This window comes from Marinobacter shunpengi (assembly GCF_045449695.1).
GTDB lineage: Bacteria > Pseudomonadota > Gammaproteobacteria > Pseudomonadales > Oleiphilaceae > Marinobacter.
On record NZ_JBJJKZ010000011.1, the window covers coordinates 38,133 to 51,923 of the forward strand.

The 13,791-nt window shown below is 60.5% G+C and carries 9 protein-coding genes and 1 tRNA gene; 7 read left to right on the top strand and 3 right to left on the bottom strand.

Annotation, left to right across the window (positions count from 1 at the left end):
* Nucleotides 1-135 precede the first annotated feature (135 nt).
* The 4 genes from ACJO2E_RS06565 (at nt 136) to ACJO2E_RS06580 (ending at nt 4,408) form a co-directional block, all read left to right on the top strand.
* Nucleotides 136-211 (top strand) — tRNA-Gly (locus ACJO2E_RS06565).
* Between the two features lie 278 nt (nt 212-489).
* The gene (locus ACJO2E_RS06570; protein WP_406962992.1) at nt 490-1,506 is read left to right on the top strand and encodes a class I fructose-bisphosphate aldolase; all 1,017 of its coding nucleotides are present in this window, start codon (nt 490-492) and stop codon (nt 1,504-1,506) included.
* A gap of 146 nt (nt 1,507-1,652) precedes the next feature.
* Entirely contained in the window at nt 1,653-2,477 is an 825-nt protein-coding gene (locus ACJO2E_RS06575) for an MOSC domain-containing protein (RefSeq protein WP_406962994.1), read from the top strand.
* Nucleotides 2,465-4,408, top strand: a complete 1,944-nt coding sequence (locus ACJO2E_RS06580; protein ID WP_406962996.1) for an ATP-binding cassette domain-containing protein — start codon at nt 2,465-2,467, stop codon at nt 4,406-4,408. Before ACJO2E_RS06575 ends, ACJO2E_RS06580 begins: the two co-directional genes overlap by 13 nt.
* A 21-nt stretch (nt 4,409-4,429) precedes the next feature.
* Here ACJO2E_RS06580 and ACJO2E_RS06585 read toward each other — a convergent pair whose 3' ends face one another.
* Both ACJO2E_RS06585 and ACJO2E_RS06590 read right to left on the bottom strand, forming a co-directional pair.
* The gene (locus ACJO2E_RS06585) at nt 4,430-4,861 is read right to left on the bottom strand and encodes a universal stress protein (RefSeq protein WP_406962997.1); all 432 of its coding nucleotides are present in this window, start codon (nt 4,859-4,861) and stop codon (nt 4,430-4,432) included.
* 166 nt (nt 4,862-5,027) lie between these two features.
* The gene (locus ACJO2E_RS06590; protein WP_406962999.1) at nt 5,028-5,840 is read right to left on the bottom strand and encodes a hypothetical protein; all 813 of its coding nucleotides are present in this window, start codon (nt 5,838-5,840) and stop codon (nt 5,028-5,030) included.
* A gap of 424 nt (nt 5,841-6,264) precedes the next feature.
* Here ACJO2E_RS06590 and fadB point away from each other — a divergent pair, with 424 nt between their 5' ends.
* The 3 genes from fadB (at nt 6,265) to topA (ending at nt 12,647) form a co-directional block, all read left to right on the top strand.
* Complete coding sequence (gene fadB, locus ACJO2E_RS06595; protein ID WP_406963001.1) at nt 6,265-8,412, top strand: fatty acid oxidation complex subunit alpha FadB; 2,148 nt, start codon at nt 6,265-6,267, stop codon at nt 8,410-8,412.
* A gap of 84 nt (nt 8,413-8,496) precedes the next feature.
* Nucleotides 8,497-9,672: an acetyl-CoA C-acyltransferase FadA gene (fadA, locus tag ACJO2E_RS06600; RefSeq protein ID WP_406963003.1), complete on the top strand. Its 1,176-nt coding sequence runs from the start codon at nt 8,497-8,499 to the stop codon at nt 9,670-9,672.
* Nucleotides 9,673-10,013: 341 nt separating this feature from the next.
* Nucleotides 10,014-12,647, top strand: a complete 2,634-nt coding sequence (topA, locus tag ACJO2E_RS06605) for a type I DNA topoisomerase (RefSeq protein ID WP_406963005.1) — start codon at nt 10,014-10,016, stop codon at nt 12,645-12,647.
* Between the two features lie 59 nt (nt 12,648-12,706).
* On the opposite strand, the gene ACJO2E_RS06610 is transcribed toward topA, so the two are convergent.
* On the bottom strand, nt 12,707-13,576 hold the full coding sequence (locus ACJO2E_RS06610; RefSeq protein WP_406963006.1) for an NAD(P)-dependent oxidoreductase: 870 nt from the start codon (nt 13,574-13,576) through the stop codon (nt 12,707-12,709).
* Nucleotides 13,577-13,791 lie beyond the last annotated feature (215 nt).

The following is a 13,791-nucleotide window of genomic DNA, read 5'->3' on the forward strand; positions in this document are numbered from 1 at the left end:
CGACACATCGCATGGCTTGGCAGGCGACGTATTCGGTTGTTGGCCATGCAAAGAAAATTTCATAAAAACGGTTGACGGCGTCGGCCCTATCGGTAGAATACGCAGCCGTTGAAGGGCAACGCCCCTCAGCAACCAGCGGGAATAGCTCAGTTGGTAGAGCACAACCTTGCCAAGGTTGGGGTCGCGAGTTCGAATCTCGTTTCCCGCTCCAGATTCCAGAAAACCCGGCCCGAAAGGCCGGGTTTTTTCGTTTTTGCTCCCCTGGTTTCCGCCGCCGGTGTCCTCACCCGGCTCTGCTTTCCCATTTGTTCTCCCATGTCCAGCCTGACCCCGGGGGATGTCCTATTATTCCGGGAGTGCCACTACATCTATTGCCCATGACCGAGGGGGCACCACGCTGGACTGCTTCAGGGACCTTTGGCGGCATGTTGTAGGGTTATCGGTAAATGCTAAGGTCACTAGATCAGGGAAGCGCAGGAGGAGGAGACAATGTCTGTCATCACAGAGATGCAAGATACCATTGACCAGCTCATCGATTACCGCCGTGGCATCCTGGCGGCTGATGAGAGCACGGGTACGATCGCCAAGCGTTTTGCCGACGCTGGCATTGAGTCCACGGAGGAGAATCGCCGGGCCTATCGGACGCTGTTGCTGTCAGCGGAAGGGGCCGGCGACGCCATTGCCGGGGTCATCCTCTATGAGGAAACCCTCGGCCAGGCCACGGATGATGGCACCCCGCTGCCGGAACTGGCCGCGGCCCGGGGCATTATACCTGGCATCAAGGTCGACAAGGGGAAAGGGCCTTTACCGGGCGCACCCGGCGACATGATCACCTATGGGCTGGACGGGCTTGCGGAACGGCTGGAGACCTACAAGGCCCGGGGCGCGCGCTTCACCAAGTGGCGGGAAGTCTATCCGATTACCGACCACAACCCGACCCGGCTCGGTCTGGACGCCAATGCCGAGATGCTGGCCCGGTATGCGGCGGTGTGCCAGTCCGTGGGGGTGGTGCCCATTGTCGAGCCTGAGGTACTGATTGATGGCGACCACAGCATGGAGCGCAGTGCCACGGTCAATGAACAGGTCTGGCACTCGGTGTTCCATGCGCTCCATCAGCACGGTGTCCTGCTTGAGCACATGATCCTCAAGCCGAGCATGGTGACTCCGGGGAAGTCGGCCGCCAGGGCGACACCGGCGCAGGTGGCGGAAATGACCCTGAAGACCCTTCGGCGGACGGTCCCCGCTGCGGTTCCCGGCATTAACTTCCTGTCCGGGGGGCAGAGCCCCGAAGAGGCCACCGCCAACCTCAACGCCCTCAACCAGGTCCGCGACAAGGCGCCCTGGCAGCTGGGGTTCTCCTTCGCCCGTGCGCTTCAGGAGCCCGCCATGTCGGCCTGGCGTGGTGATCCGGCCATGGTGCCGGTGGCCCAGGGGGCATTCCTGGAACGGGCGAGGCTCAACTGCGTGGCCATGCAGGGAGAGTACCAGGCGTCCATGGAGACCTGAGCCGGGCGGTATCCAGTCACAGCCCCCCGGCAGGGAGGGGATGATCCAAACCAGCCCAAGGGCTGGTTTTTTTCGTCTCCGGGGCCTCAGGACCCTTGAACTTCAGTATACTGGCGCGGTTCCCATGCAAAGGCCCGGGATGTGCCATGAAGATCAAATCGCTCTACTACTATCCGGTCAAGTCCCTGGCCGGTGTCGCCCTGGATGAACTGCGTCTGGACCGCTTCGGCCCCGCCGGAGACCGTCGCTGGATGCTGGTGGATGGGGACGGTCGGTTCGTTACCCAGCGGAAACATCCGGCATTGGCCAGGATCCAGCCGCACCTGGTTGATGGCGGGCTGTTCCTGGATATTCCCGGCCAGGACAGGATTCAGGTCGATGTCAGTGACCAGTCCAGACGGGTCAGCGTCTGGAGGGATGAGATCGAGGGTGTCCTCAATGCCACCCCGGAGGCCTCCGAGGCCCTGTCCGGATTCCTCGGGAAACGGGTTTCCCTGGTCCATATGCCGGAGTCGGTCACCCGCCCGGCACGTCATGAGAACCTGGCCTCGGTTTACCCGGTCAGTTTTGCCGATGGCTTCCCGTTCCTGGTCACCAGCCAGGCCTCCCTGGATGACCTGAATCGGCGGATGCCCTGGGACGCCGAGATGCGGCGGTTCCGCCCCAATGTGGTGGTGGAGGGGGCGGCACAGCCCTGGGAAGAAGACCTGTGGGAACAGGTCATGCTTGGCGCCGTGCCGGTACGGCTGGTCAAGCCCTGCAGCCGTTGCATCATGACGACTGTGGATCCGGACACCGGCGAGCGTTCGTCAGATGGCAATCCGCTGAAAACCCTGGCCACCTTCCGCCGTACTGACAAAGGCGTCATCTTCGGCGCCAACGGCGTACATCTTGAGGCCGGAACCCTGCGCGTCGGGGATCCGGTAACTGTTCAGAAGACAAAGGAGTCGTTTCCTACATGCCACTGCTGACCCTTGAAGATATTTCCCTGGCCTATGGTATGCAGCCCTTGCTGGACCATGCCTCCCTCGTGGTGGAACCAGGTGAGAGGGTATGCCTGCTGGGTCGCAACGGCGAGGGCAAGTCGACATTGCTGAAGATCATTGCGGGGGAAGTGGTTCCCGACGGCGGAATCGTCCGGCTGGATTCCGGGGCGAAGCTGGCCGTGCTGCCACAGATGCTTCCCTCCGATGATGCCCGTACCGCCTACGAGGTGGTTTCCGATGCCTTCCCGGAGACCGGGCAGTTGCTGGCGGAGTTCCACCGCCTGTCCCATCAGGCCGACGAGGCCAGTCTTGATCGTATGATGAAGGTGCAGGAGCGCCTGGAAGCCCTGGATGGCTGGCGTCTGGACCAGCGGGTGAATGCCATCCTGGAACAGTACCGGATCGACCCGGATCAGACCCTGAATACCCTGTCCGGCGGCTGGCAGCGCCGCGTCCTGCTCGCCAGGGCCCTGGTGGCGGACCCCGATATCCTGTTGCTGGATGAGCCCACCAACCACCTGGATGTGCCGGCCATCGCCTGGCTGGAGGACGCCCTGGCCCAGTTCCGTGGAGCCATTATCTTCGTCTCCCATGACCGGGCATTCATCCGCCGTATGGCGACCCGGGTGGTGGAGCTGGACCGCGGGCACCTGGTGAGCTTCGCTGCCACCTACGACCGCTATCTGGAGCTCAAGGAAAAGGCGCTGGAAGAGGAAGAGCGTCAGAACGCCCTGTTCGACAAGAGATTGAAGCAGGAAGAGGCCTGGATACGACAGGGTATCAAGGCCCGGCGTACCCGTAACATGGGCCGGGTCAGAGCGCTCAAGGCCATGAGGGAAGAGCACCGGCAGCGGCGGGAGCGGGTCGGAACCGCCAGCTTCTCGGTGGAGGATGCGTCACGGTCCGGCAAGCTGGTGGTGGATGCGCTGGACGCCGGCTTCCACTATCCCGACGGCAAAGAAGTGATCCGGGACCTCACGCTGACGGTTCTCCGCGGCGACAAGATTGGTCTGGTGGGGGAGAACGGCACCGGCAAGACCACCCTGGTGCGCCTGCTCCTGGGCGACCTGGAGCCCTCCGATGGTCGCATCCGCCTGGGCACCAACCGGCAGGTGGCCTATTTCGACCAGCTCAGGGGCGAACTGGACCTGGAGCGGAACGCCCTGGATAACCTGTCCGAAGGCCGTGAGTTCATCGAGATCAACGGCCAGCAGAAGCATGTCCTGGGGTACCTGCAGGAATTCCTGTTCACCCCGGAACGGGCCCGGTCTCCGGTCCGGGTGTTTTCCGGCGGTGAACGGGCGCGGCTGTTGCTGGCCAAACTGTTCAGCAAGCCCGCGAATATCCTGGTTCTGGACGAACCCACCAACGACCTGGATGTGGAAACCCTGGAGCTGCTGGAGGCCCGGCTGGTGGAGTTCGCCGGTACCGTGATCGTGATCAGTCACGACCGGGAGTTCCTGGACAACATCGCGACGGATACCCTGTTCCTGGATGGTTCCGGCCAGGTCAGGCAGTACGTGGGCGGCTATTCCGACTGGCGTCGCCAGGGTGGCCGGTTCCCCTCGGAGCTGGATGCGGAACGCCCCCGGGGAGGCAGCAGGAAGCAGGTAGCGGACATTGCCAGGTCCAGTCCGGCTGATACGGGGACGAAGGCTGACAAGGCCAGTCCGGACCGTCCGGTCAAACTGAGCTACAAGCTGAAGCGGGAACTGGAACAGCTTCCCGGGCAGATCGAGGAGCTGGAGACAGAGGTGGCGGCACTGAATGAACAGGTGTCGGCACCGGATTTCTATCAGCAGGATACGGAAACGGTTAATCGTGTCCTGCAGGAACTGTCGCAAACCGAAGGTCGTCTGGAGTCCGCCATGGACCGGTGGCTGGAGCTGGAGGAGCAGGCGGGAGGCCAGGGCTGAGGCCCCCCGGTCCTGCCCCGATTAGTGGATTCTGACCGCCAGCACATCACACTTGGAGCCATGGAGTACGCCGTTGGCGGTGGAGCCCAGCAGGAGCTGGATACCGCTACGGCCATGGCTGCCGACCACCACCAGGTCAACGGCCTTGTCTTCGCAGAGGTGGTGGATTTCCGATTCCGGCCGCCCCACGGTCACGATCTGGTCTTCCTCCGGAATATCGTATTCCTTGCCATAGGCCGTCAGTTGCTCCCGGGCGGCCTTGTCCAGCTGGTCCTGGAGTTCGCTCAGGTCCATGGGGATGTCACCTCCGTAGGCGTAGCCCACGGGCTCCACCACATGGGCCAGCAGCACCCGGGCATTGTGTTGCCGACCAATATCGATTGCTTTCTTGAGAACTTGCGGGGCTTCTTCCGTAAGATCGATAGCCACCAGAATCTTGTTGTATACAGACATGGATACGCCACTCCTTTCCAAAGTGGGACAGGGCATCAAGGAGTTATTCAGAGGCTCCTTAATCCTTACTTTAGGTCAATTCGCAGTGCTGTAAACTGACGGTGGTCAAATAAACGGAAAAGGGCCACCAGGAGGTGGCCCTTAAAAAGGTCGGACGCCCGGAAAATCAGGCATTCTGGAGGGAGTCTACCGCCAGGTTCAGCTCCTCAAGGATAGCGCGGGAGTAGCGTTCGATCACAAAGACCACGTTCTGCTTGTTATAGTTGATGTAAGAGTCCCGGATGAAGCCCCACTTGGTCTGGATTTCAACCGCAGTGTCCTGCAGTGAGCCATCGCCGGCAGCGGTTACGAATTCGGTGATCAGGGCATCCAGCTCCCTGGCCTGCTCATCCAGCGGTGCAAGGCCCGAGGCGCCCTGGAAGGTCTGGGTAACCGGGCTGTAGGAGCGGGCAGCATAGCGGGACAGCATCTGGGCCATCAGCACCGAGGCAGAGCGTGCGGTTTCCACTTGCGGCTTGATGGCGGTCTGGGAGCTTTCCCGTGCCTGGGTGTAGAGTTCCTGGGCGACGTTGCTCAGCTTGACCGCCTGGTTAGCCATTTCGCCCACCAGGCGCAGGTCCGGGTAGCCGATTTCGGTAACGTCGCTGACGTTCTGGGCCATCAGTTGGCTGAAGGTGTTGAACTCAGTGCGCAGGGAGGCAAGCTGGTCACTGGTAAGGACGTTGGCGCCGCTCTCGGAAACCGCCTGCAGGTTACGGGTGGCTTCACCCATCAACTCCTTGATACTGCCTTCCGCGGCGGTGTCGCTGGTGGCGCTATATCGATAATAGGTAGAGAGCGCCATGAAGTTGTTGAGACGGAACTCATGAAGTTCACGCAGGAATGCAGCCCCTTCATCAGCCCGGGCCGAGAGAGAGCTGACCAGCAACAGAGCCATCGCTGCCAGTACAGTATGGATTCGGAGGCGAGAGTCATTCATTGGGGCGGTACTCCATAAGCGATGCGCTTTCTTATTCGAATGGACGGGACTCGGTTCACAAAGCTAAATTAAGCGCTACAGCCAATCAAGCGCTTTGTTACAGATTGCGACCCGGTTCCGAGATTTTACCCGATTTTGCAGTTCCGCCGTGAGCTTAGGCGGCCATTTTAACGCGCAGTTTGCAGTCGTTATTAACCTGATGTCACAAATTCGTTGACAAGATCGATGTTTTTTCACAAGGTGTGCCCCTCTGGATTCAAACGACCGTATGAATTTTGATCCGAGCGCAAGGGCATCGTCACGCAGTCGGTCAGCGAGCGAGCCAGACGGTGCGCTTGAGGCAGTGACCGAGAATCCGCTGTAATGCCGGCCCCGGCGTCGTCGGAGCAGGGCACAGCAATCAACACAGACTGGAGATCAGTTGATGATTTACGAAGGTAAAGCCATCACGGTAAAAGAGATCGAAGGCGGAATTGCCCAGTTGAACTTTGACTTGCAGGGCGAGTCAGTGAACAAGTTCAACCGCCTCACCATCGAGGAACTGAGGGCCGCCACCGACAAACTGAAGGCACAGACCAACCTCAGGGGGCTGGTGGTAACCAGCGGCAAGGACAGTTTTATTGTCGGCGCGGACATCACTGAGTTTACCGACCTGTTTGCCGGGCCTGAGGAAGACCTGATCAACAACAACCTCACTGCCAACGCTGTATTCAACGATATTGAAGACCTGCCTTTCCCGACCGTGACCTGCATTAACGGCATGGCCCTGGGTGGCGGCTTTGAAATGGGCCTGGCCACCGATTACCGGGTAATGGACAGCAAGGCGAAAGTTGGCCTGCCGGAAGTCAAACTGGGTATCTTTCCGGGCTTTGGCGGTACGGTTCGCCTGTCACGCCTGATCGGTGTTGACTACGCCATCGAATGGATCTGCATGGGCTCCGAGAACCGTGCGGACAAGGCCCTGAAGACCGGCGCGGTGGATGCCGTAGTGGAAGCCGACAGGCTGATGGATGCCGCCCTGGCCATTATCGAGCAGTGCAACGACGGCAAGCTCGACTACCAGGCCCGTCGTGAAGAGAAGAAGGGCAAGATCCAGCTCAACAACATGGAAAGCATGATGGCCTTCGAAACCTCCAAGGGTTTCGTCGCCGGCCAGGCGGGCAAGAACTATCCGGCCCCGGTGGAAGCCATCAAGGTCATGCAGAAACACGCCAGCCTGACCCGCGACAAGGCGATCGAAGTGGAGGCCAAGGGCTTCGCCAAGATGGCCAAGACCAACGTGGCGGCCTGCCTGGTGGGACTGTTCCTGAACGACCAGAAGCTCAAGGCCAAGGCCAAGCAGTGGGAGAAGGAAGCCGCTGACGTCAAACAGGCCGCGGTTCTCGGTGCCGGGATCATGGGCGGCGGTATTGCCTACCAGTCCGCGTACAAGGGCACCCCGATCCTGATGAAGGACATCAACGAGGATGGCATTGCCCTGGGTCTGAAAGAGGCCAAGAAGCTGCTGAGCAAGCGTGTCGCCAAGGGCAAGATGAAGCCCGAGCAGATGGCCGACGCCCTCAACAATATCCGTCCGACCCTGACCTATGGCGACTTCGGCAACGTGGATATCGTGGTTGAAGCCGTGGTCGAAAACGTGAAGGTGAAGGACTCCGTGCTGCGGGAAGTGGAAGATCAGGTCTCCGAAGACACGATCATCACTTCCAACACCTCCACGATTTCCATTGACACCCTGGCGACCAACCTCAAGCGTCCCGAGAACTTCTGCGGCATGCACTTCTTCAACCCGGTACCGATGATGCCGCTGGTTGAGGTGATCCGTGGTGAAAAGACCAGCGACCGCGCCATCGCCACCACCGTGGCCTACGCCAAGGCCATGGGCAAGACCCCGATCGTGGTCAACAATTGCCCGGGCTTCCTGGTGAACCGTGTGCTGTTCCCGTACTTTGGCGGCTTTGCCGGCCTGGTGCGCGACGGTGCCGATTTCCAGCGCGTGGACAAGGTGATGGAGAGCTTCGGCTGGCCCATGGGTCCGGCCTACCTGCTGGACGTGGTTGGCATGGACACCGGCAAGCACGCCAATGAAGTTATGGCGGATGGTTTCCCGGATCGCATGAAGACCGACTGGAAGTCCGGCATTGATGTGATGTACGAGAACGACCGCTACGGCCAGAAGAACGGCAAGGGCTTTTATGCCTACGAGGAAGACAAGAAAGGCAAGCAGAAGAAGGTGGTAGACGAAGAAACCTATAAACTGCTTGAACCTGTGGTCAAGGACAAGAAAGACCTGACCGACGAGGACATCATCGCCCGCATGATGATTCCCCTGTGCATGGAAACCGTTCGCTGCCTGGAAGATGGCATTGTCGAGGAGCCGGCGGATGCCGATATGGGCCTGATCTACGGTATCGGCTTCCCTCCGTTCCGCGGTGGCGCACTGCGCTACATCGATGACATGGGCGTCGACAAGTTCGTCGAGCTGGCAGACAAGTATGCAGACCTGGGTCCGTTGTACCACCCGACCGACAAGCTGCGTGAAATGGCGAAGAACGGCGAGACGTTCTTCGGCTGAACCCATGGAGGCCTCTGAGCGCCAGTCTTTGGCTGGCGCGGTTTCAGGGGTATCTGAACGAGATTTCCGAACGGAGAAAGATCTATGAGCCTTAATCCGAGAGACGTTGTCGTAGTGGATTGCGTGCGGACTCCGATGGGTCGTGCCAAGAACGGCTGCTTCCGCAACGTTCGCGCAGAGAACCTGTCCGCCGCGTTGATTGATGCGCTGCTGGACCGCAACCCCAAGCTGAATCCGAAAGACGTGGAAGACGTCATCTGGGGCGCGGTGAACCAGACCAAGGAGCAGGGTTTTAACGTGGCACGCCACATCTCCCTGCTGACCCGGGTGCCTCACGAGGCGGGCGCGCAGACCGTGAACCGCCTCTGCGGCTCATCCATGACCGCCATCCATACCGCGGCCCAGGCGATCCAGACTGGCAATGGCGACGTGTTTGTGATCGGCGGGGTGGAGCACATGGGGCATGTACCCATGACTGAGGGCTTCGACCATAACCCGGCCTCCTCCAAGTATTCTGCCAAGGCGTCCAACATGATGGGCCTGACCGCGGAAATGCTGGCCAAGATGCACGGTATCAGCCGTGAGCAGCAGGACGAGTTCGGGGCCCGGTCCCACCGTCTGGCCCACGAGGCGACCCTGGAAGGCCGTTTCAGGAACGAGATCGTGCCCATCGAAGGTCATGACGAGAACGGCTTCGTGAAGCTGATCGAGGAAGACGAGACCATCCGTCCCGAGACCACGGCTGAGTCACTGGGCCAGCTCAAGCCGGCCTTTGACCCGAAGCAGGGTACGGTAACTGCTGGTACGTCCTCACAGCTGACCGACGGCGCTTCCGCCATGCTGATGATGTCCGCCGAGAAGGCCGAGGAGCTGGGCCTGACGCCGATCGCCAAAATCCGTGGTATGGCGGTCGCCGGTGTGGATCCTGCCATCATGGGCTATGGCCCGGTTCCGGCCACCAAGAAGGCGCTGAAGCGCGCCGGTCTGACCATCGACGACATCGACTTCTGGGAGCTGAACGAAGCCTTCGCTGGGCAGTCCCTGCCGGTACTGAAGGATCTGAAGCTGCTGGACGTGATGGACAAGAAGGTCAACCTCAATGGTGGCGCCATTGCCCTGGGGCATCCCCTGGGCTGCTCCGGCGCCCGGATTTCCACCACCCTGCTGAACATCATGCAGGCTCGTGGTGGAGATCTGGGAGTATCCACCATGTGTATCGGACTCGGCCAGGGCATTGCAACGGTCTGGGAACGGGTCTGATGCCCACCTGACAGACCGATACCCTGATGGCCGGCGGATTCTTCTGCCGGCCGGGGAGTCCAGGTGATCAGGCCCGGCCTTGTGCCGGGCCTTTTCATTGCCGTCACGGGAATCCACGAATGCTGAACATGGATAGGTAATAAAAGATTGCCTTGTCCTGTTGACGGTTGTGCTATAGCTATACCAAAAATCAAAGAATGGGTTGTCTTGAAATAGCTGACACTGTAAAACAGTGCACCTATGCGATCCGGCCTGCCCCCGTACTGTTCCAGTTGGCTGATTTTTCTTGCGGTTTGGGGAAGGCTGTTTATTGAACTGTTTCCAGGGGTAATGTCTCTGATATGGGTAAAAGTCTCGTTATCGTCGAGTCGCCAGCCAAAGCGAAGACCATCAACAAGTATCTGGGTAACGACTACATCGTAAAATCCAGTGTTGGTCATATTCGCGATCTTCCCGTCAGTGGCAGTGGTTCTACCTCCGACCCCAAGGAGCGTGCCCGGCAGGCGGCCCAGACCCGGAAGATGAATCCGGAGGAAAAGGCCGCCTACAAGAAGCGCAAGGCCCGGGATCAGCTGATTGCCCGGATGGGCGTGGATCCGGACCAGGACTGGCAGGCCCGCTATGAGATCCTGCCCGGCAAGGAAAAGGTGGTCAGTGAACTCAAGCGCCTGGCCAAGTCCGCCGACCATGTCTATCTCGCGACGGATCTGGACCGTGAAGGGGAGGCCATCGCCTGGCACCTGCGGGAAACCATTGGCGGCGAGTCCGACAAGTATCGCCGTGTGGTGTTCAACGAAATCACCAAGCGCGCTATCCAGGCGGCCTTCGAGGATCCGGGTAGTGTGGATACCAATCGGGTCAACGCCCAGCAGGCCCGTCGTTTCCTGGACCGGGTGGTCGGCTATATGGTGTCGCCGCTGCTGTGGTCCAAGATCGCCCGGGGGCTCTCCGCCGGCCGTGTGCAGTCGGTAGCGGTCCGTCTGATCGTCGAGCGGGAGAAGGAAATCCGCCGCTTCGTGCCGGAGGAATACTGGCAGCTCCATGCAGACCTCAAGCAACAGGCCTCTCCGGTCCGCTTCGAGGTGACCCGCTACCAGGACAAGGCCTACCGCCCGGTCAACGAGAAACAGAGCACCGAACATGTTGAGCGCCTGAAACAGGGCGAGTTCCGCGTCGCCAAGCGGGAAGACAAGCCCACCCGCTCCCGTCCGTCGGCGCCGTTCATCACCTCCACGCTCCAGCAGGCAGCCAGCAACCGCATGGGCTTCAGCGTCAAGAAGACCATGATGCTCGCCCAGCGCCTCTATGAGGCGGGCTTCATCACCTATATGCGGACGGATTCCACTAACCTGAGCCAGGACGCCGTCACCAGTGTACGGGGTTACATTGGCAAACAGTTCGGTGACCGCTACCTGCCGGAGAAGCCCCGTGTCTATGGAAGCAAAGAGGGGGCGCAGGAAGCCCACGAGGCGATCCGCCCAACTGAGGTGACCAGGAAAGCCTCTGATATCAGTGGATTGGAAAAGGATGCTGAGAAGCTGTATGAGCTGATCTGGCGCCAGTTTATCGCCTGCCAGATGGCCGATGCGGAGTTTCTCAGCACCTCCATCCTGGTGGCCAATGGCGACTACGAGCTACGCACCCGTGGCCGTATCATCAAGTTTGACGGTTTCCTGAAGGCCGCGCCCCAGTCCGCCAAGAAAGACGAGGATGTGGCCCTGCCGGACATCCAGGTGGACGAGGTGCTGGACCTGGTCAAGCTCGACCCGAGCCAGCACTTCACCAAGCCGGCGCCCCGGTACACAGAGGCCAGCCTGGTCAAGGAGCTGGAGAAACAGGGCATCGGCCGGCCCTCCACCTACGCCTCCATCATCTCCACCATCCAGGACCGGGGTTATGTCCGTCTGCAGAACCGCCGGTTCTACGCGGAGAAGATGGGTGATATCGTCACCGAACGCCTGTCGGAGTCCTTCCCGAACCTGATGGACTATGATTTCACCGCCCGCATGGAAGACGAGCTGGACGAGATTGCCGAGGGTGATGAGGACTGGAAGAAGGTTCTGAACGACTTCTACGCCCGTTTCCGCCACCAGCTCGAGGAGGCGGAGAAGCCCGAGGGCGGCATGCGCAGCAACACGCCCACGGAGACGGATATTCCATGCCCTTCCTGCGGTCGCAATATGCAGATCCGCGTGGCCAGTACCGGTGTCTTCCTGGGGTGCTCCGGCTATTCACTGCCGCCCAAGGAGCGCTGCAAGACCACCATGAACCTGGTTTCCGGTGACGAGGTGGTCAGCGCCGAAGATGACGTGGAAGGCGAGGGCGAGAGCCTGCTGCTCCGCAAGAAGCGCCGCTGCTCCAAGTGTGGCACCGCCATGGACAGCTACCTGATCGACGAGAAGCGCAAACTTCACATCTGCGGTAACAATCCGGACTGCCCCGGGTTTGAAGTGGAGGAGGGCACCTTCCGCATCAAGGGCTATGACGGTCCGACCCTGGAGTGCGACAAGTGTGGCTCTGAAATGCAGCTCAAGACCGGGCGTTTCGGCAAGTATTTCGGCTGCACCAACACCGAGTGCAAGAACACCCGCAAGCTGCTGAAGAACGGCGAGCCGGCACCGCCCAAGATGGACCCGGTGCCCATGCCAGAGCTTCCGTGCCAGAAGGTGGACGACACCTACGTCCTGCGGGATGGCGCCTCCGGCCTGTTCCTGGCGGCCAGCAAGTTCCCCAAGAACCGGGAAACCCGGCCGCCGCTGGTCATGGAGATCAAGCCGCATCGCAAGGAAATCGATCCCAAGTACGATTATCTGATGGAGGCGCCTGAGAAGGACCCAGAGGGCAATCCCACGGTGATCCGCTACAGCCGCAAGTCCAAGGAGCAGTACGTCATGTCCGAGAAGGATGGCAAGGCGACGGGCTGGTCCGCCTGGTACGAGAACGGGCGCTGGGTGCCGCGGGACAAGAAGAAGTAGTTAAAGGCCCCTCTCTCAGGGGGAGAGGGGCTGTTTGCCGCAGACTCGGCGGCAGACTTTCACCGTTTCCTCAGCCGCTGTACCAGCGATGACGTATCCCAGCGTCGTCCGCCCATCTCCTGCACATCCCCATAGAACTGATCCACCAGGGCGGCTACAGGTAGTTTGGAGCCGTTTCTGCGCGCCTCCTCCAGGCAGATCGCCAGATCCTTGCGCATCCAATCCACCGCAAAGCCATGGTCGAACTCGCCTGCGATCATGGTGGCTGAGCGGTTCTCCATCTGCCAGGACTGGGCGGCGCCCTTGGAGATAACATCAATCACCCGGCTGACATCCAGATCCGCCTGCTCCGCGAAATGGATGGCCTCCGACAGTCCCTGTACCAGGCCTGCTATGGCGATCTGGTTGACCATTTTCGTCTTCTGGCCACTGCCGGCCGGGCCCATCAGGTTCAGGGCTTTCGAGTAGAGGCTCAGAGTTTCCCTGACGCTGTTAAAGGCCTGTTCATCACCGCCGCACATAATCGTGAGTTGGCCGTTCTCGGCCCCTTGCTGGCCGCCGGAGACAGGCGCATCGATGAATTGCTGTCCTGCCGCAGCGGCTGCTTCATACAGCTCTTCGGCAACGCCCGCGGATGCGGTGGTGTGATCCACCAGTACGGCGCCCCGGGGCGCGTTTTCAGTAATGCCCCCGGGTCCGTAATAAACCTCCCTCAGATCCGGGTCAGCGCCCACACAGGTCAGTACCAGGTCCGCCTGTCCAACCGCTTCCGCTATGGTGGTGCAGGCCTCGCCATCATAGTCGCTGGCCCACTGCCCCGCCTTTCCCGGGCTGCGATTCCAGACTTTCACGGCCAGTCCGGCCTTTGCCAGGTGGCCGGCCATCGGATAGCCCATGATGCCAAGGCCGATAAATGCGATGTTCTTCATCCGGATGACTCCCGTTACCAGGTCAGTGTGCGTTAAGTGGTTGATGATTGCAGAACCAATCAGGATGTTAAAGCCGTCTGCGGGACTTCTGTTCCTTCAGTTTCAGGGTAGGGCTGAGGCAGCTCCCTCACACTCGTAGGGGTGAGGGGAGGTCCGCCAGTGACTCTATGTAGCCCCCTCTCCCTTGACGGGAGAGGGTTGGGGAGAGGGTGAAG

What these genes read in the sequence shown, in the direction of transcription:
- ACJO2E_RS06610 (WP_406963006.1), bottom strand. Translation starts at nt 13,576, where the DNA reads ATGAAGAACATCGCATTTATCGGCCTTGGCATCATGGGCTATCCGATG.
- ACJO2E_RS06570 (WP_406962992.1), top strand. Translation starts at nt 490, where the DNA reads ATGTCTGTCATCACAGAGATGCAAGATACCATTGACCAGCTCATCGAT.
- ACJO2E_RS06575 (WP_406962994.1), top strand. Translation starts at nt 1,653, where the DNA reads ATGAAGATCAAATCGCTCTACTACTATCCGGTCAAGTCCCTGGCCGGT.
- topA (WP_406963005.1), top strand. Translation starts at nt 10,014, where the DNA reads ATGGGTAAAAGTCTCGTTATCGTCGAGTCGCCAGCCAAAGCGAAGACC.
- fadB (WP_406963001.1), top strand. Translation starts at nt 6,265, where the DNA reads ATGATTTACGAAGGTAAAGCCATCACGGTAAAAGAGATCGAAGGCGGA.
- ACJO2E_RS06590 (WP_406962999.1), bottom strand. Translation starts at nt 5,840, where the DNA reads ATGAATGACTCTCGCCTCCGAATCCATACTGTACTGGCAGCGATGGCT.
- ACJO2E_RS06580 (WP_406962996.1), top strand. Translation starts at nt 2,465, where the DNA reads ATGCCACTGCTGACCCTTGAAGATATTTCCCTGGCCTATGGTATGCAG.
- ACJO2E_RS06585 (WP_406962997.1), bottom strand. Translation starts at nt 4,861, where the DNA reads ATGTCTGTATACAACAAGATTCTGGTGGCTATCGATCTTACGGAAGAA.
- fadA (WP_406963003.1), top strand. Translation starts at nt 8,497, where the DNA reads ATGAGCCTTAATCCGAGAGACGTTGTCGTAGTGGATTGCGTGCGGACT.